17 protein-coding genes are annotated in these 19,426 nt (G+C 44.2%); 1 reads left to right on the top strand and 16 read right to left on the bottom strand.

The genetic code is table 11. The annotated features are described in order from the left end of the window. Positions 1 to 58: 58 nt before the first annotated feature. The 4 genes from MKY99_RS17340 to MKY99_RS17355 form a co-directional block, all read right to left on the bottom strand. Entirely contained in the window at positions 59 to 739 is a 681-nt protein-coding gene (locus MKY99_RS17340) for a Crp/Fnr family transcriptional regulator (protein WP_339265277.1), read from the bottom strand. Between the two features lie 80 nt (positions 740 to 819). Next, positions 820 to 1,875: an LLM class flavin-dependent oxidoreductase gene (locus MKY99_RS17345; protein WP_339265279.1), complete on the bottom strand. Its 1,056-nt coding sequence runs from the start codon at positions 1,873 to 1,875 to the stop codon at positions 820 to 822. Positions 1,876 to 2,228: 353 nt separating this feature from the next. Beyond that, positions 2,229 to 3,347 carry an acyltransferase family protein gene (locus MKY99_RS17350; protein WP_339265281.1) on the bottom strand — a complete coding sequence of 373 codons (1,119 nt, stop codon included), beginning with the start codon at positions 3,345 to 3,347 and terminating at the stop codon, positions 2,229 to 2,231. Between the two features lie 27 nt (positions 3,348 to 3,374). Then, positions 3,375 to 4,319, bottom strand: a complete 945-nt coding sequence (locus tag MKY99_RS17355) for an NAD-dependent epimerase/dehydratase family protein (RefSeq protein WP_339265283.1) — start codon at positions 4,317 to 4,319, stop codon at positions 3,375 to 3,377. A gap of 194 nt (positions 4,320 to 4,513) precedes the next feature. Between MKY99_RS17355 and MKY99_RS17360 the strand changes: the two genes are divergently transcribed. Continuing rightward, complete coding sequence (locus MKY99_RS17360; protein WP_339265285.1) at positions 4,514 to 6,160, top strand: glycosyl hydrolase family 28-related protein; 1,647 nt, start codon at positions 4,514 to 4,516, stop codon at positions 6,158 to 6,160. Positions 6,161 to 6,164: 4 nt separating this feature from the next. Here the strand turns inward: MKY99_RS17360 and MKY99_RS17365 are convergent, their stop codons facing one another. From MKY99_RS17365 to MKY99_RS17420, 12 genes are all read right to left on the bottom strand, one after another. Beyond that, a complete protein-coding gene (locus MKY99_RS17365; protein ID WP_339265287.1) occupies positions 6,165 to 7,331 on the bottom strand; it encodes an aminotransferase class I/II-fold pyridoxal phosphate-dependent enzyme in 1,167 nt (388 codons plus the stop codon). A gap of 58 nt (positions 7,332 to 7,389) precedes the next feature. Beyond that, entirely contained in the window at positions 7,390 to 8,499 is a 1,110-nt protein-coding gene (locus MKY99_RS17370; RefSeq protein WP_339265290.1) for a GNAT family N-acetyltransferase, read from the bottom strand. A 78-nt stretch (positions 8,500 to 8,577) separates the two neighbouring features. After that, positions 8,578 to 9,387 carry a GNAT family N-acetyltransferase gene (locus tag MKY99_RS17375; RefSeq protein ID WP_339265291.1) on the bottom strand — a complete coding sequence of 270 codons (810 nt, stop codon included), beginning with the start codon at positions 9,385 to 9,387 and terminating at the stop codon, positions 8,578 to 8,580. Continuing rightward, positions 9,384 to 10,010 carry a sugar transferase gene (locus MKY99_RS17380; protein ID WP_143759584.1) on the bottom strand — a complete coding sequence of 209 codons (627 nt, stop codon included), beginning with the start codon at positions 10,008 to 10,010 and terminating at the stop codon, positions 9,384 to 9,386. Before MKY99_RS17380 ends, MKY99_RS17375 begins: the two co-directional genes overlap by 4 nt. 24 nt (positions 10,011 to 10,034) lie before the next feature. Next, positions 10,035 to 11,153 carry an LCP family protein gene (locus tag MKY99_RS17385; RefSeq protein ID WP_339265294.1) on the bottom strand — a complete coding sequence of 373 codons (1,119 nt, stop codon included), beginning with the start codon at positions 11,151 to 11,153 and terminating at the stop codon, positions 10,035 to 10,037. 3 nt (positions 11,154 to 11,156) lie between these two features. After that, complete coding sequence (locus MKY99_RS17390) at positions 11,157 to 13,067, bottom strand: nucleoside-diphosphate sugar epimerase/dehydratase (protein WP_339265296.1); 1,911 nt, start codon at positions 13,065 to 13,067, stop codon at positions 11,157 to 11,159. 62 nt (positions 13,068 to 13,129) lie between these two features. Beyond that, positions 13,130 to 14,443 (bottom strand): glycosyltransferase family 4 protein, encoded by a 1,314-nt coding sequence (locus MKY99_RS17395; protein WP_339271694.1) that lies wholly within the window; start codon positions 14,441 to 14,443, stop codon positions 13,130 to 13,132. Next, complete coding sequence (locus tag MKY99_RS17400) at positions 14,376 to 15,638, bottom strand: O-antigen ligase family protein (RefSeq protein WP_339265298.1); 1,263 nt, start codon at positions 15,636 to 15,638, stop codon at positions 14,376 to 14,378. Before MKY99_RS17400 ends, MKY99_RS17395 begins: the two co-directional genes overlap by 68 nt. Positions 15,639 to 15,670: 32 nt before the next feature. Further along, complete coding sequence (locus MKY99_RS17405; RefSeq protein ID WP_339241840.1) at positions 15,671 to 16,906, bottom strand: oligosaccharide flippase family protein; 1,236 nt, start codon at positions 16,904 to 16,906, stop codon at positions 15,671 to 15,673. A 6-nt stretch (positions 16,907 to 16,912) separates the two neighbouring features. Further along, positions 16,913 to 17,620 carry a CpsD/CapB family tyrosine-protein kinase gene (locus MKY99_RS17410; protein ID WP_339265300.1) on the bottom strand — a complete coding sequence of 236 codons (708 nt, stop codon included), beginning with the start codon at positions 17,618 to 17,620 and terminating at the stop codon, positions 16,913 to 16,915. Next, the gene (locus MKY99_RS17415) at positions 17,568 to 18,326 is read right to left on the bottom strand and encodes a Wzz/FepE/Etk N-terminal domain-containing protein (RefSeq protein ID WP_042189097.1); all 759 of its coding nucleotides are present in this window, start codon (positions 18,324 to 18,326) and stop codon (positions 17,568 to 17,570) included. Before MKY99_RS17415 ends, MKY99_RS17410 begins: the two co-directional genes overlap by 53 nt. 353 nt (positions 18,327 to 18,679) lie before the next feature. Continuing rightward, positions 18,680 to 19,399: an SDR family NAD(P)-dependent oxidoreductase gene (locus MKY99_RS17420; RefSeq protein WP_339265301.1), complete on the bottom strand. Its 720-nt coding sequence runs from the start codon at positions 19,397 to 19,399 to the stop codon at positions 18,680 to 18,682. Positions 19,400 to 19,426: the final 27 nt, after the last annotated feature.

The raw sequence follows: 19,426 nt of genomic DNA on the forward strand, positions 1-19,426 counted from the left end.
TCTAGGATACGGGTATTTCTAACCATAAAGATGTAATCTCATTTACAGCTCATAATCTTTATAAATTTCTTTCCAAAATCTTATCATGATGGATACGTATAGTTTTGAACCCAGTCTGAAGCACCTTAGCTTTTACCAATTCTTGCAATGCCACAGTAACCGCTTCTCTGCTCGCACCAATCAAATTGGCGATTTCTTGATGTGACAGTGGAACATTGATTTTATAATAATTATCCTCACTTTTAACGCCTAGTTGATCCGATAGCTTTAAAAGAACACACAATATTTTATCATGCAGATTTCCGATGGCTAGGTTTTGAGTTAACTGACTCATACTTTTTAGTCGATCACTCAATACTTGCATTAATGACATCAAAAATCTAGGTCGAGTAGCTACGAATTCTTCAAATCTTACAGGATCAATTGTACAGATATGACACTCTTCCATGGCTTCAATGTAATGATCTTTGGTTCCAAACGAAATCACGTTCATTTCGCCAAAAACATTACCCTCACTCAGAATATCCGAAGTAAACTGCTTCCCATCCGCATTCAATCGATATAAACGCACCTTTCCTTTTTTCACAAAAAATAATCCTTCAGAGAAGGTTGTCGGTGTCTGGATATATGTATTTTTCGGAACTACTGTTATTCGAGTTAACTCTTCCATTTCCATTAGATCTTCCAGCGCTAACGATTGAAGCAAATTGAATTGAGATAAATAATGAATAGTCTCCATTGCCCCTCCCTTATATAACGTTATTCGTTATTTTAGTATACCGCACAAAAAAGCCACGTCCTAAGGACGCAGCTTATTCGTTAACGATTACTTGATTCCCAGCGCGCTACTTCTTCACGAACACGAGGAGCTACTTCCGTTCCCAGCAGTCTAATCGCCTGCATAACATCCTCATGAGGCATTGTACCGTGGGGCATATGTAAAAAGAATCGCGTAATTCCAACATGCTTGCGAAGATGAATGATTTTGTTCGCAACGGTTTCTGGATCACCTACGTACAGAGCGCCATCAAAGCTGCATGCTGCATCATAATCGGAACGATGGTATGGGGGTGTCCCTTTTTCCTTCGCCCGCACATTGGTCCGAGCATGCGTTGAAGGGAAAAATTTCTCCAGTGCTAACTCATTAGTCTCAGCAATAAACCCGTGTGAGTGTGAGGCAATAGGCAGGCTTGAAAGATCATATCCGGCTTCAGCCGCTGCTTTTTTGTAAAGCTGCACATGCTTCGCATAATCAAGCGGCTGAACATTTCCAATAATAGCTAATACAAAAGGTAAACCTAATGCTCCAGTGCGGATCGCAGACTCTGGACTACCTGCACTCCCAATCCAAATCGGTAACGGATCTTGAACCGGACGCGGGTAAATCCCCAAATTGTTTATGGCCGCTCGATGTTTACCACTCCAGGTTACTTTTTCTGACTTTTGGATGGCTAATAACAATTCCAGCTTCTCATTAAAGAGTTCTTCATAATCTTTCAGATCATAGCCGAATAATGGAAAAGACTCTGTAAACGAGCCGCGGCCGATCATAATTTCTGCACGTCCACTCGAAATGCCATCTAGCGTTGCAAAATCTTGAAATACACGTACGGGATCTGCTGAAGACAGGATCATCACGGCACTGGTCAACCGAATCTTCGTAGTCAACGATGCAGCTGCCGCTAACACAACCGCAGGTGATGAAGCCGCATAATCATTACGATGATGCTCGCCCACTCCGTATACATCTAGTCCCACCTCTTCGGCAAGTACAATTTCCTCCACTACTTCACGTAGTCGTTCTGCATGACTTATTGTCTCACCCGTTTGGACATCGGGCGTTGTCTCGACAAAGGTACTTATTCCAAGTTCCACTCTCGTTTCCTCCTAAAGTTCTGCACGATGCATTATTCTCTGGATGTAAATGTTTGAATATTCATAATTACATTTAATCAAGAAACCCATTATAATAGGATTCACCGATAATTCCAACTATTTCAGATCCCCTCGATTATTGATCGGTCTGAGGAGCCCTTATTTTAATGGTTTTGGCCATTTTGCGAGATTATCGGACTCAGATGCTGCTTTTGCTTAAAACCACTACCAAAATGTGTGTTTTTATGGAAATAAGAACTATACGGTCCGAAACTAGTGCGATGTAAGAGCCAAGACAATATTAAAAGACCACTAATCACCTGAAAAACGGAAGTTTAGTGGTCTATTTTTAGCTAGTTCATGTTCCCTATACTCGAGCTTATGGGCTTATCCAGCGGTTTCGGGGGTTTTCTCTGATTGATTCCAATCCCGACTCGACCGAACACAAAGGCTCCGCCAGGAATACGATTCGCTATGTTCATGATGATCGCCGATCCTACCACACATCCGACAAATTGGAGAAGCACACTGAATAGTCCAAGGTTTTGCAACCCGAACGAAGAAGGAAGTTTGACGAATAAAGCCAACAACAACGGGTGAAGCAAATATATGCCGAAGGAGTATCTACTGCTCCACTCCAGCACACGCGGTACTTTTTTCAATGCAGAAGCCACTGTGAAGAGTAGTAGAATCATGCTCATGGCGAAAAGTAACATATCAATTCTCTTGGAACTATGTGCCGTAATCCAGCCTTGCCCATTCACGAATAGCACAAACGCGCCTGTTACAACTGGAAGCACGTAGACAGCTAAACGGAACTGTTTTAATTTTTCCCGGAACCAAGCCTCATTTCGCCCCAAGTAATAAGCCACAGTAAAGTAGAAAATCCACCCCGGAGAGAAAACCCAATACAATTTATCCCAAATATATTGAGCAGCTACCGTATCTACGGGTTTGGTGAAATTGAAAAAACCTAAGTAAGCCACATTAATAACGAATGACGCAATCAGTATAGAGCGTGGAGTGAATTTTTTGGCATGCTTTTGAAATAAGAGGAACAAGGCATAAAACTGAAAGATAATTAGGATAAAGTAGCCATGAAAATCGCCAAGTAACCAATGACGCCAGAGAAAGTACCAAAAAGCCTGAAGAAGCGGAATCCCCTCACTGCCCGCCATATCCAATCCTTTTAACCCTGCGTACAAAGCTCCGAAAAAAAAGTAAGGAAGCAAAATATACTTGATCCGTTTCTCCCAAAATTTCGCGGGAATTCCGTCCGGGTATGCAAAAGACAATACGAATTGCGAGATAAATACGAATACCGGTGTGCCAAATGTAAGCAGTAGACCCACTGACTCTACCCAAGGCGTGTTCCCATCGTCATAGACTCGATATAAAGCATGTAACAGCGCTATACTTAAGCAGGCTATACTACGTAGAACAAACATTTCCGAATTTAATTTTCGTTCCATGGGGATGACCCCTTTCGATATTTGCGATTAATGGTCCACAGCACTGCCTACAGTCAATCGGGCTGCAATCGTCTTCTTGAGTCCCTGGTGAAGATCATGGTGAGGTGACCAGGACATCAACTCGTTTGCTTTACTATTATTTAAATAGCTATGAAGAATATCTCCAGGTCGAGCCTGTTCATATGTTGTCTGGGATTCCCGACCTGTAATACCGCCTATCATCTCTACAATCGTATTAATGGAGGTCGCCACCCCGCAGCTAATATTTATGATCTGATTATCCGCATTCTCATCTGTACAAGCCGCATTTACAAACGCCTGTGCAACATCCTCAACATAGACAAAATCCCTGGTCTGTTCTCCATCCCCATAAATCACAAGCTCCTTGCCTTGCTTTATGCGATCCAGAAAAATCGAAACGACACCAGCTTCACCATGCGAGCTTTGTCGAGGTCCATATACATTAGCAAGACGAAGAATGGTGTACTTCAGCCCATGCATGCTGGCAAACATCCGAATATAAGACTCAGGAACACTTTTTGATACCCCATAACAAGATTCAGGATTTAAGGGATGTTTCTCGTCAATGCTCAAATATTCAGGATTACCGTATACAGCGGCCGACGAGGCGTACACGATCTTTTCAACCTGATGGGCCTCACACATCCGCAGGACGTTAAGTGTGCCAACAATATTCACATTCGCATCAAACAATGGATTGCGCTGAGATTCTCTTACGTCAATCTGTGCAGCCAGATGAATGACCACATCCGGTTTCTCACGGATAAAGACTTCACCCAGAGTCTCGTCCCGAATGTCGTACGGATATAAAACAGCGGAAGGATTTCTATAGAATGAGCCGGAAGCACCCGATAAATTATCTACAATTACAGTTTCGATCCCCTCTCTTATAAGCCGGTCAACAACATGTGACCCAATAAAACCAAGCCCCCCAGTTACTAATACCTTCAAATAAAAAACTCCTTTCGCCCTGTAAAGTGCTCTTTGTACCATGCATCTGTAGAAAAGTTCACATAAAATACTTAAGAAGAAACGATGTTGTCATCCTTTATGGACGACAACCGTTACTCATAGAAATATAAGGATGATTTATAACGTGAAACTTAGCCTTATATTTCAAATCAAAAAATAAAGGAGTGAAGTATATGGCAACTGCACCTATTCCAGATAATTCTGTATCAACGTCCGTTATTGCGGACGGAGCAGTCACTTCTATTAAATTAGATCCTGAAACTAACGGTTACGTGAATGTTCGATCTTATGGAGCCACAGGGAATGGTACCAAAGATGACACCGTCGCGATTCAAAATGCAATTAATGCTGGAAATGCCAAACGCAAGGTCGTTATTTTTCCGCCTGGTGTATATAAAGTCTCTTCCGGCCACATGCGTAACCCTTCAGTCCTAGATTGGTGGTGTCTTCGTATTCCAACCGGAACTAACCTAAGCTTTGAAGCGGGCTCAAAATTGGTGCTTGCCCCTAACCCACCATCGGATACTCGAGTTCTTGTTATGTTAAATGCCGCAAACATCACGATATCCGGCAGCCTCGAAATAGACGGAAGTGCTTCGACTGTTAAAACAGCCGTCAACGATCAACTTCATGGCTTGTTCATTTCTTCTTCGCAAAATATAACAATCGAATCGGTGTACTCTCATGATTGCTATGGTGATAATATTTTCATTGGAGGGACAGAAGATATCCCATCCGTTAATGTGCATATTGGATATGCGTATTGTGAAACGGCTGGTCGAAAGAACTTTGTAGTCCATTTTGTAGACCAGCTTCATGTCAACAGAGCGGTATTAAATAACAGTCGCGGTGGTGCACCTGGGTTTAATGGCGCCAATTCACTCGATGTAGAACCAGACATCTTCAAGGGAACGCGTAGCTTTTATCAACGATTCGACTCTTTGACAACAACTGGTTTCGGCAATGATATGACAACTGGACTTTCAGATGAGATAACGAGACTCTGGACTCTCGACATCGGTTCACTAGATATGCGTGTAAGTGGATCAGTAAGTCCAGCATTGCTATCCTATGGATTGACGCTAAAAATCAGCCATTTGTCTATTCGCTCGACGGATCATAAAGCTAATTACGGTCTACAAACGATCTATTCACAATTTATTGATATCGGAAGCGCAAAGTTCGATGGAATTGGCGGCCCTGCGATCTACGCTGCGTTTAATGCTGCTGGAGGAAAACCAAGATTGCATATCGGCTCGTTAGGGATGTACGGCTCGGGTTCCACCTTAGCAAGCGGAGTCCGAATCGACGGAGGAGATCTTTATGTGGGGACGATAGATGCACAGGACTTAACGGGCAGTACCTTACAATTATTCACAACAGAGTCTGACGCGATGGTTACTGTCGACAATATGATTGTCCGTAACAGCGGGACCAATCAAGTCGTGCTAGCGTCATCTTATGGTGCAGCTAAGTCCTTCCTGCACCTGAACAATGTAGCAGTGTTTGATACCCGTTCTGTAAAGGTAAAACGCATTTTAGAATTCGAAACATTGGTTGCCATGCAGGGTACTTCTCTTGGTACCTTGTATAATCCGTATGCTTTAACTGAATGGTTCTCTACCTATGGCAACTTCAAACGGGCAGTCCGACTCGTTGGTGGAACATTACTTCCTGCAGTATTTATTGTGGAAGGATCGCCTGAGGGAACGATTACCGCTCCGATTGGCAGTCTGGCTATGCGAACAGATGGTCTAGCGAAAGCCACTTTTTATGTGAAGGAAAGCGGAACCGGTGCTAACGGATGGATTGCTAAGTAATTTTTCAGCGGTTCTGAATACAAGACTCTATCGCATCCATTACGCGTACCAGATCATCATCCGATAAAGAGCTACCGGAAGGTAGACATACACCTTTTGTGAACAATTGATCAGATACACTCTGTCCCTCCATGTATGGATAATAGAAGGCGTTCTCGAACAGAGGTTGCAAATGTAGAGGTTTCCATACAGGTCTAGCTTCTATATTGTTGAATTCCAGGCACTTTAAGAGTTGATTAGCGGAGAAGCCTGCGATTTCTTCATCAATCGTTAGCGCACTTAACCAGCGTGTACTGCGACAATTTGGCGCTTCCGGCATGAAATGAAGACCCGGAATGGATCCCAATCGATCTGAGTACACTTTAGAAATATATCTACGTCGTTCGACCTTTTCCTCAAGTAGCTCCAGTTGCCCTCGTCCTATGGCTGCCAACAGGTTACTTAGCCGGTAGTTATAACCCATTTCGGAATGCTGATAGTGTGGAGCAGTGTCACGTGCTTGGGTAGACCAGAAACGGGCTTGATCTAATGCATCGGTATCATCCGATACAAGCATACCTCCACCTGAGGTTGTAATAATTTTATTCCCGTTGAAAGAATAGATTCCGAAGCGGCCCCAAGTACCACTGGCCTTTCCGTGATAAAAGGCACCGAGGGATTCCGCAGCATCTTCTATTAAAACAATACCGTAACGATTCGCGATTTCTACAATTGGTTCCATGTCTGCGCTCTGCCCGTACAAATTGACAACAACAGCTGCTTTAGGCAGTATCCCTCTATCATTCAAATCCAGGCAGGCCCGCTGAAAGGCTAGTGGACACATATTCCATGTCTCTGGTTCTGAGTCTACGAATACAGGTGTAGCCCCCAAATATAAAATAGGATTGGCACTAGCTACGAACGTGAGCGTCGAACAAATCACGTAATCTCCTTGAGAAACGCCAGCTAGACGTAGTGCGAGATGAATTGCCGCTGTTCCAGAGCTTAATGCAAGTGCACCCTTTGAACCTGTATAGTCGGCCATCTCCCGCTCGAAAGCATCGACTTGTGGTCCGATGGGAGCGATCCAGCCAGAGTGAATTGCATCCTCCAAATAAGCCTGTTCACGTCCACTTACATGCGGCGGGGATAACAAGATTCGTGGTAGAATGCGTGGTTGACGAATACTCATGCCTTGCTCCTTTCTCCATTTGGATGCTTAATCCAAATGGAATACATATCTTATTATCTTACTTCAGAGCGTGGTCCATGATATTTTGATTCAACAGAGATGGATGCCGGTAGAGCGGAAAATAATTTCCCGCAACCCCAGTGTCACAGAGTGCAATCATTCGTTCATACACCTCGGGGAAAAATATTCGCTTACCTAAGTAATAGTCTAGTGGTTCTAGTTGAGTAGCGAATCTTAGCTTGAACTGAAACAACTCGTCATTCCCCTTATATCCCCCACCGAGATGGAATTTGTCGTATCCATTCTCCATCCCCCACACGGCTGCTGCGTGGATGAGAAATTTGGTGGGTGACCACTGCAGATAAGTTCGATCCCAACCGCATAAGTGATAATGCATCCATGGTCGATCAAGGAGTACAATACTTGCCCCTACACTCCTCTCCCCATCCATCGCCTCAAACAGCGCTACCCGTCCTTCTGGCATAAGGCTTGTATCTTCTATAAATTTTCGAGGGAAATAATAAAAGGGATCTGCTTGTAAATCATTTAACGTCCCGTAATATAACTCGATGAAAGGCTCGATCCGATCCTTAAGATCCGACTTTCGAATGGTGAATGGAGCTGACTTTAATTTACGGATATTTCTTTTATGATTGCTGCCATAGTTCTGGATTAGCACTGACTCTGAGCCAACTGTCAAATCCATGTATACTGTATTCCGATTGAGCTCCGTAGTAAGCCCTTTTTGGTATTCAGCGGCATTGCCTATGAAAGGATGGAATCTTACAAACTCGGTCATGATCTTTTTCTCTCTGCAGTAATCTGTAAACGTATCACTGAATTGTCGGTACAACTCTGTTCGTTCCGCTCCTATAGGCACATTAGATATTGGCCCCCCGTATCCATAAGGTGTGCTGATGTCATACCATTCTCCTTCAAGTCCCAGCTGGATGACTGCGGGAAGATGGCTAATGGAGCGAAGTAAGTAAGGATAAATGATGAGCTTCTCACCTTGCTTAAAAACAAACAGCTCTGCCTGTTGATGATCATCATCCTCAAACAGCCGAAAAAAATCTGCAGAAAAATAGATATCCTTACTATCCATCTGATTCAAATAAGCATCCCATTCTTCAGAATGCGAGCTATTAAGCACAATGAAATCACTCATACGTCACCTCCTAAAAGTTATGTTAGCGTACGCTTCCTTGAGGTACTTCGACAAAACTTACTTTGGAAGCATTCGCTGCTAATCCAATATCTTGATCATACGTATACTTTCAGTGCTTAAGCTTAGCGCTGGGTCTCTCTCACGTAAGAATGCATCGGATGAGAGCAATAACAGCTTTCTCTCCCGGTCAAGGTCGAGTAACACATCGGTTAGTGGATATCCGCCGTCCCACTCCCCACTTTGCAATTGGATGCGAAAATACTGCTCGCCGAGCCGGCCCACAACTGAAGTCTTCTGCTTCGTTCTAATCCTAAATGAAGAAAATCCGTATTTTAGATGATGAGCCTCTGCCATTGGGTAATCATCAATAATGTAAGTCACTTCTTCATCATCTATATCCACTCCAGAAGCAATAACATCTGCGCTAGCCGTTAATGAACGATCCAGATCCCTCACATACCAATAAGTACGTCCTTCTTCTACAAAGCCAAGGCGAAGGTACCAAGCATGCGCCTGTTCATTCCACGAGAACACATCCAGTACCAACTTCTTAATATCGTCCTTCTTGGCTAATTTCTCTCCGTACGCCATGAGCATTCCGCCAATACCGTCCTTGCGAAACGCCGCATCCACATTTAAATTATTCAGAACCAATATTTGTTCCATTCTTCGCCATTCCGCGAATCCAATGAGCACTTCTCCAAGATAGGCTCCAATCAACAATGTGGCCGAATGACCTCCACACTTACAAGCCGCTTGTAGATATGCTGGATAACCCGTACAAGCAAATATCGTTTGATTGTACACATGCTCCGGTAAGTTGCTCTTCAAGAGCCGGCATGCATGATGTATATCGTCTTCATGCAGCGGTCTAAACTGCACACTCATGCCTGGCCCTCCTTTTTATTCAACCTATACTCATCCAGAGGCAGGCTATGCCGACCTGGATTGGCTACAACATCATCTTGGCGAATCACCTTCAAGACGGTCTTGCATAATATAAGCGCATCAAGTCTGAAACTTAAATTCTCGACATAGGTGACATCATACGAAAGCCGGTCTTTCCAAGACGAAGTATTGCGTCCTGAAACCTGTGCTAATCCCGTAATTCCTGGTCTTACTGAGAAACGCAACCTCTCCTGTTCGGAATAGTATGGGCTATAACGCATGAGTAAGGGTCTTGGACCAATCAGACTCATTTCTCCCTTCACAACATTCACCAATTGTGGTAGTTCATCCAGACTTAGCTTCCGGATGATTCCGCCAAATTTGATATATCGTCGCTCATCTGGTAACGGCTGACCCTGTGTGTCATACAGTTCAGCCATGGTCCGAAATTTGTAGATAAAGAAGGGTTTCTCTCCCCGCCCTGGTCGTTGCTGCTTGAACAAGATTGGGCTTCCAAGCTTCATTCGAATCAACAACGCCACCACAGCCATGACCGGACTAAATATACATAACATAACGATCGCTCCCACAAGATCGAAGCCTCGTTTCATATGGCGATACATGTTAGTGCTCCTCCCGCCTTTCTCTTAATCCGTAAAAAGACGTTCCTTCAGTGAGTTCACCTGTTTTAAATCAGCACTCCAGTAGTACACCTTAGTTCTGACTAGCGGATCAGAACCAAAACTGTTGTTGCCTGGAATCTGCTCGTATTTAAAGTCCTCGGAAGTTATTCCCTTGAATAACCAAGCTAAGCTGAGCAAATCACTGTCACTGAAGCTTGTATCGATAATGTCTTTCTTTTCATGGAGCAATAATCCCGCCAGATCCGGAAGATGCTCAGGGCTCAACAGCTTATTGGCCACAGCTCTAACGATATTGAATTGCTCCTCTTGACGACTAAAGTCACCGTTCGGAGTAGAGTAACGCGCCCTAGCAAGGTAGAGAGCATGCACACCATCCAAATGCTGTTCGCCTTTTTTGATGGTAATCTCTGGGGTTATTGTGACATCCTGATCGATTACCATGTCGATCCCACCGATTGAATCGATGAAATCACGAACTCCAGAGAAATTCGTCTTGATGTAATGATGAATGGGAATATTCATAAAGTCGCTCACCGCTTGAATGAGCGTCAACGTTCCTTGCTCATTCCCACCTTTGGACTCACCAACAATATGAGCATGATTAATTTTGGTGTAGCCAACATTTTGTACATAAACCCTTGTATCGCGCGGTACAGAGACGATGTTCACCTTCCGCTGTTCCGGCATTACATGCACAACCATTATCGTGTCTGCACGCGAGATTTCCCCACCCCACGTATCTGTTCCAATTAATACAACATTAAAGGATGAAGTTTTTTTATCGGTTGCTTCTGGCGATGCTGCTGGTTCAGTCGATGGTAGTACCACGCCATCCGCATTTGCTGGACTTTTTGTAGTCCCATCCGACTGCGTCTTCCCCACAGGTACTGCAGAAATTTTCGAGTTAGGTATCGTTAATGGATTAAGGGCAGCCTTTTGAAATCGCTGCTCAGCATTTAATACCCCTCTAATCCAAATGCCACCAATTACAATCACAATCAGAAAACCAATCAGGGCGAATCTTCCAATTCGCCGCATGACTATTTGCTTTCTTGTGAATTCCTTGTCACTCTTACCACGCAAACGCAATTTCTTGTTCCATCTACTCATAAACGACTTCATCACTTAGATCCCCGCATGAACTTCGGATTTGATCCGTTCAAGCTCATGAGTAGCCACCTGTGGTTCTTCCTGAAAGCCCGAATAGCTTGGAATAAGCTGCTTTAATAATTTCTTAATCTGATAACTGCTTGGCACAAATTCGTACCGTTTGCACAAATTCTCCAGCACACCAAGGACCAAATTCAATTCGGATCTGGAAACACTTTGAGGCCGACTGATCATGATGCGATAGTTATTGGTGACCATCAATCCCTCCTCTTCTGTCAGGAGTTCCTCAAATAATTTCTCTCCGGGACGAATGCCCGTGACCACGATAGGGATATCTTTATCGGGTTCTAAGCCCGACAGACGTATTAAATCTCTTGCTAGATCGTATATCCGAACCGGCTTACCCATATCAAGCACGAACACCTCGCCACCTTGTGCCAGTACGCTCGCCTGGATAACCAACTGCACTGCTTCAGGGATCGTCATGAAATACCGCACCATATCCATATGGGTAACCGTAACCGGGCCACCACTCTCGATCTGTCTTTTGAATAACGGAATAACACTTCCCCGACTACCGAGAACATTACCGAAACGGACAGCAGCAAAAACCGTCTTGCTAGATGAATTCTGATCATTAATAATCATTTCTGCCGCTCGCTTTGTAGCTCCCATGACACTTGTTGGATTAACCGCTTTGTCCGAAGAGATCAGAATGAACCGCTTAGCACCATATTTGGCACTCGCTTCCGCTACATTCCTTGTTCCGATCACATTGTTCTTTACCGCCTCCACCGGATTCATCTCCATAAGGGGCACATGTTTATGCGCAGCGGCGTGATACACAATCGTAGGTCGGAAATTCTGAAAAACACTATCGATCCGCGACACATCCTGAATATCAGCTATGATAGGTTGAATCTTCTGATCGGGATATAACTGGCGTAGCTCTTGTTCAATCAGGTAAATGCTGTTCTCACCATGACCAAGCAGCAACATTTCCTTCGGACGATACGCAGCTAGCTGACGGCACAGTTCTGAGCCAATGGAGCCTCCTGCACCCGTGATGAGAATACACTCACTCCCTAAATTCTCACGAATCTCTTCAGTATTAATCTCAACAGGAGTTCTACCCAGCAAGTCATTTACGGACACTTCACGGATTCGATTGACTGCCATTTTCCCGTCCAAAATTTCTGTCATACTAGGCATTAGCTTAATCTGTGCTTTTGTTGATTTGCAGATCTCGATAATCTCCATTAAATCGTTATGTGGCGCTGTCGGGAGGGCAATAATAATGAACGCAATGTCCAGCTGTTTCACGGCCTCGGGAATGAAATTTCTATTACCCACAATCGGCAGCCCCATTACTTCCAGCTTTTGTTTGGATGCATCATCATCAATGAAAGCGACCGGATGCATAAATTTGAACCTTGAATGCTTGATATCTTTCGTAACGAGGATTCCTGCTTTACCAGCCCCAATGATTAGAAGATTACCTTCGAAGGCATCCTTCACACCCGTTGTCTCAAATCCATCATTAAGAAGACGTTTAACCATTCGTAACCCAACAATGCCCAGAAACACATAACCCGCTGCAAAATAGATAGAAATCGGTAGTCGATAGGAAGGAATTACTGCATGGGTGGATAGGTTGACAGCAATCACTCCAACGAGGGTTAATACACTCACTTTTAGAAGCTGCAGTAACTCTCTCATTCCGGTGTATCGCCAGATATTGTTATACACTTTGAATCCAAATGAGAAGGCCGCATACACCGCAATGTGAATCAATATTGCCCACGGAAGCATCCACACGTACATCTCAGGGATTTGAAAATCAAACCGAAGTAAAAACACAAGCCACACTGAAGCCGCAATAATCCCTGCATCCAACATGACCAAACGGACGATCCGCATTTTCATCACTTCTTTCTCCCTAATTAACTAAAAATTCATTTACTCGCCTTTTAAGTGAGAGTGAATATTCAATCCCCCGATAGGCTGGCATGCATTTCAGACGGAACCCGCTTTCTTTCCTCCTTGTTTAGCGCTTCTATATAGATCGAGTCCATTTCACGGAGCACCGCAGGCAACCCGTAACGAATGATCCTCTCCTTGTTTGCTTCTCCCATTGCCCTAGTTAATGCTGGATTATCACGTAATTGAGTAAAAGCCTTAGCGGTAGCGGTAATATCACCAACAGGAACCAACATGCCTGTTGACTCATGTTCGATCAAATCATGAATCCCCCGAATATGAGTACCTATAACGGGTTTCCCTATTGCCATCGCCTCCATAATCGCCCGAGGTAGTCCCTCGCGATAAGACACAAGTGCAGCAACATCACATGCTCTGAGTAGATCCGGAATATCTCTACGGTACCCAAGCATATGCACCCGATCGCTGACAACCAGCCGATTAGCAAGTTCCAATAGAGTCTGCTCGAACGGTCCTGTACCCGCAAAAGCCAGATGGATGTTGCCTGCTTGAGACCCCAACTGACCCAGCGCTTCGATCAACTGCTTCTGGTTCTTGTTGGCGTTCAATTCAGCAACGCATAGGATGACGAAGGGAGGTTCATCATGCTCACTCTTCGGCAGATCAAACAGTTGGCGTCGCCTATCTGCCTTCTCCGACGCAGTTTCAGGATGACCCTGTTCACTGCCGTAAACCTGGAGATCAAGTCCTACACCACTCACATAAGTCACCTTTTTCCGTATAGAAAATTTCTGGGCGCGTTCATAATCTTCTCTATTTATGGTGATTAGCACATCTGTCCAGCGAGCCATTAACCTCTCGAGCGGATAATAAAGCATCCAGTTCAGAAAAGGAGCTCCCTTGAAAAAATGAAAACCATGCGCTGTATACAATGTGCAAGGTACACCTGCTTTATGGGCCGCAATCCGTCCGAGAATCGAAGCGACTGGCGTATGTACATGGATGAACTGGAACCCCTCCTCCTTGAAGCTTTCCGTTAATATCCCTAGCGCTGCCCAGTTCTGCATCTGTAAAGGGCTACGCTGAATGGGCACATCATGGCACACGATCCCCTTCTCTTCTAATCGCAATCTCGCTTCCCCTGGCTGCGCGTAAGCATGCACTTCACAACCTTTTTGCTGCAATAACGCCATGTAAGGTAGATGAAAACTCTCAAAATGCCCAAAAATGGAGGCTACAAAAGCAACTCTTACCGGCCCACAGTCTTCAGCAGGTATGCTCCCGAACCTCTTGTTATTGCGCTTGTTCTGTTTGTTGTCGTAGGTTACGACCCGTTGACTTTTCAGTGCCCTTGGTTCGATATCGCTTCACTCCTTTCCATCCCGTATTCGTTAATCGGATGCAAGCTGCGTTCATAGCCATCATGAACCACCAATACCGCTGGAATAAGGCTTCAATACCCATCGAAAGTCCAATCATCGCTGCGTGAGACAGCAATAATGCCATAATGATCGGTCTGTTCACCCTATCTGCCGCGCGATAAGAACGGATCCCAACGATGAAGAACCAGATCATGAATCCGCCGTACACAATCAAGCCCAACAAGCCAAATTCTGTCATAAACCAGATCGGAGTATTATGGATAATAATCCGCAGTTCATAGTTATAGCTACCGAGTCCAATCCCTAATAATGGACTTTGAGCGATCCACTCCACAGCCTTCCCAATGATGTCTAGACGCGACTGAATCTGCGAGGGTCTGCTGGCCATATTCCCAAGCACATCCAGATAAGCTGTACCTTTATACAACAGCAATGCTCCAAACGCGACGCTAAACCCCATGCCGATCTTGAGAAGTCGAGAAGGATTAGTCAGCAGTAATGTAAGCAGAACAAGGAACAAACCTATCCATGACGAACGCGAAAAAGTCATTATTATGCCCCCGGCTAAGGTGATCGTCGCTAGCGTACTCACCCATCCCCTTAGCAGCTTCACCCCGTCTCCACTCGTCATGATATGAATGGCAAAAGCCGTAACTAGTAATCCGCCGTATGCATTCGGATCAATTAGCATCCCGGAGAGGCGACCGTCTTGCACCATAAACGGAACCTTCACTCCACTAAAAAAATCGAACAAAGCGACGCCATTGAAGATCAGCACACTGATCAAAAAAGCTCGTAGCATTTTATATAACCGATCCCAGCTGTCTACAGCCTGAACAAGCATGATGTAAGTGAGCAGTAGGAGTATAAACCCAAAATCTTTTTGCAATAGAGCGTATTGCGTAATGAATCCATTGCGCCAAATGGATACAAATGAAGCAAGGACGAAAATAAACAACATCCCCCAATGCCAAGAACTGAACTGCCTCGGGTCCAATTTGAGGTGTAAACCTGCTGCAAACAAACCAAGCATTAAGAAAAGGTCAGAGGGTGCGATTCGAAATGCGCCACCGAAATCAATTTGAGCCGGAAGGCAGATGATGTAACCCATAACCGCAAACAGAAATAAATTACGCATGGTGTAGGGTTTCCCTACAACGAGTACAGATGTCATACAAGCCCCTACTTTCCTATGAGAAATTGCCTCTATGCGGCCAATTCCCGTTGTACCTGTTTCCTTGCCTGACGGATTACCAAGAAAAGTACGATCACACTGCCTATCATCTGAACGAATAAGGCCAAGCTAGCCCCCACCGCAGCACCTATCACCCCGAAAATAGGCACGAATATTAGACAAGAAAGCCCATTAGTGATCACGGAACACAGAAACAAGGGAATCTGCGCTTTGTACTTCCCGGTAGCCGTTATGGCATACCACAGGTAAGACGTTACAAATACCAATAGGGTAGAAACGAGCAACCAATGAAATAAACCTATCTCAGCAGCCACATCTGGACTGAATAGAAGAGTTAGTAGCTGATGACCAAAGATCCACCCGATCAAACAAGCGATCGCACTAATTCCTATACCCATTGCAATCATTCGACTGAGTAAAGAGATGAACTCCTTATGTCGTCCGCTAGCGTGCCAACGGGCAAGACGTGGTGTTATCGCTTCACCGAGTGCAGTCACAACAACATTGCAGGCAACGATCATGTATGAGAGCGTAGCGTATATGCCTAAGTCATGTTCTCCTTTAAAATATGAAATCGCGTATAGTGGGATATTTGTATTTAGTGACATCAACGCCAGCACCACGCCAAGGGGTGAGCTTACGAGCAGCAAGCCCCATAATCGTCTTTTGTTAAAAAGTGGCCTGAGCGACGTATGCACTCTCGCTTTGCGAGCATCATATCCAATGGTTATTGCTAACCATCCGATAATCATGACTAATAACGCTAGAATGAGACTCTGAGTAGGGATAAATACGAGGGCGAAGACAAGTATGGAGAACAATCCTTTAGCAGCTCTCGAGAAAGAGATTTGATCTAGCCTTTCCTGCTTCTGAACGATACCCAATAAAATATCGCTGACCGACTCAACAATTCTATACAATCCTATGAAAAATATGACTAAAGCTGTATTCCAATCAGCACCACTAAGGATGCAACAACCTGCTGTAACCGTGAATGCAACTGCGGTTGTCACGAGACGAAGGCCAAAAAAATCTCCAAAAAGATATTTTCCAGATGTATCAACGATCAAGACCGAACGCAGATGCAGATGCGACAGCATGAAGATGGGAGCAGTCACCGCAAGCCCTAACGAATATTGCCCAACGATTTCGGATGAGCCAAATTTATTAAGCAAAATTACAATCACGAATTGAGCGCCAGCGTATGTGATATTTCCGAATAAATAACGAAGAGAAGCAAGTGTCATAATGCGTTAGACCAACCCTGAAGTTGAGGCCCAATCGGCAAAATCTTCACCGCGAATCTTGTAACGTTTGCTACTTTTTCGATAATTCAAAACCGCTCCCAAAATATGTGCTCCTTGCTGCTCAAGGATCTGTTTTGCAGAGTTGGTATGCTTTAAGAGCACTTTCCCGGATTTTACGACTAACAGTACCCCTTCGGTCATCTTTGCCAAGATAAGGGCATCCGAAAAAGGCATTAACACCGAAGAAGAATCGATGACAATCGTATCAAATCTCTCACTAAGCTCTGCAAATAACCTTTTCATTCCTGTTGATCCTAGTAAGTCGGCTGGATTTGGGGAGATCGGACCCGATGTCATTACAGAAAGTCCTTCTGATCCCTCAATAGGGAAAATACATTCATCCACACGGGTTTGATCCACTAGGATACTACTTAATCCGATCCAATTGGGTAGATCGAATGCCTTATGCACCGTTGGTGTACGCAAATCCCCATCGATCAGCAGCACAGTTCTTCCCGTTTCTGCCATCGCTATGGCCAAGTTCATCGCCACTGTTGATTTACCTTCATTCGGAAGTGAGCTTGTAACTAATAAAGATCGAATTTCTCCACCAACTCGGGTATAACGAATATTAGATCGTATCGTTCGGAATTGGTCACCATTAGATGATTTCGGTTGTTCCAGGCAATACAATCTTGGCGTTTTCTTCTTCATGTCTGCTGGCTCCTTCTACTGAATTGGATTTCGTCTTCTCCCGCCGTTTCCGCGGCTTCAATTTTCCCACCGTTCCCAGAAGAGGAAGCTGCAAATCCAACTGAATATTCTTGGCGCTTTTCACAGGTTTCTCCGCCAATTCCCGTAGAATGGAAAATGCGATCCCAGCAATCAATGCAAGTCCGAAAGCAACGACCATATTGAATACTGGCTTGGGTGAGATCGCCTCGAAAGGAACCTTGGCTCGGTCAAGAAGCACAACATTCTCTACCCCCATAATCGCTTGGATGTTCTCATTAAAGGCCTCACCAAAGCCATTCGCGATATTCGTTGCCCGCTGAGCATTAGAATCCGATACAATTACCGTCGTCACGAGTGACTCGCTACTTGTTCTTGTTTTCACTTTTTCTAATAGTTTTTCAGGGGTCATGTTTAATTGCAGTCTTCTAACGACCTCTTCAGCGATTCTACTGCTTCGGATAATTTCTCCGTAAGTGGTTACTAGTTTTTGCCCAGCCATAATGTCATTGATGGCTTTCTGTTGCCTATCCCCTTGAATAAGAATAGAAGCCGTCGCCTCGTATTTCGGTTTTAAGACATAGTAGCTAACGAAGCTAGCAATTCCGACCGCAACAATACATAATACAATGATGAACAGCAGCCTACGTTTCACTAGTTTCAAAATGCTGCCTAGTTCGAATTCCATCGTTCATTTCTCCTAACCGTTAATGTATTTTCCTCTTCTTCAACAAGTGTTTTATTGTATAGTTATATTCTCGTTAGCCCAATATATGTCCAAAAAAAGTTGGGAATTTATAAGCCTTCTTTTAAAAAAATCCACCCGACTCTCTATTAAATCCCAACAGAAATAGGCCGTTTACTAGTAAGATTCTACTGGTAGACAGCCTTATATATTCACTTCGTTACTACTACCTAATAATAAGTCGTGCTAGTTGGCGCGCTTATGTAGCACTTTTTTGTTCACCTTTCTATAATCCAATTATATGGTTTATCTTCGTATTGAATCTTAATGAAATCTTAACGGATAAATGAGATTTATTATGCATTCAAATCCGCCATTGCTGGAATATGAATTTCTTTGACACAGGAAGCACTAGAGAGGTTAACGATACATTTCACAATGGAGACAATGTCCTGAACAGGAATTCTTGTGCCGCTATATTCTGCAATCGCTTTTTCCGCGCCATCCTCATAAGGAATTTCTGCTGCCAGCTCACCCGGATTCACACAAGTTACTGCAATGCCATCCTTACGTACATGCTCACGCAATGCATGTGTAATACCACGCAGACCGAACTTGGAAGCTACAAATGATACCTGGGCGTTATTGGTATGATCCAGTCCTGCTGTGGAGCCAATAAGAATAATTTTTCCTGCTTCCGATTGACGAAGATTAGGTAATACAGCCTGTATGCAGGTAATTGTTGAAGTTATATTCACATTTATAATGTTGGCAATGTCACTCGTCTCATCCTTGTCAAAAGTATAGTGATCCTCAAAACCTTCTTTCTCCCAAATACCCAAGTTATAAACTAGAACATCAATCTTCTCCGTTTGAATTCCCTTTGATAAGACTTGTGCGGCATCTGGCTGCGATAGATCTACTGCAATCCATACCCGCTGTATGCCATCATTAAGATCCAGACTGCCCGGTCTGCTTCTGGAGACGATCCACACTCGATCACCATACTCAGGTAAACCTTTCACAAATGCATCTCCCAAACCTTTACTTGCCCCCAAAATTAGATAGTTTCTCATACTGTCGTCCTTTCTATATGCATCATT

This window comes from Paenibacillus sp. FSL R5-0470 (genome assembly GCF_037975205.1).
In the GTDB taxonomy this organism is placed as follows: Bacteria; Bacillota; Bacilli; order Paenibacillales; family Paenibacillaceae; genus Paenibacillus_AQ.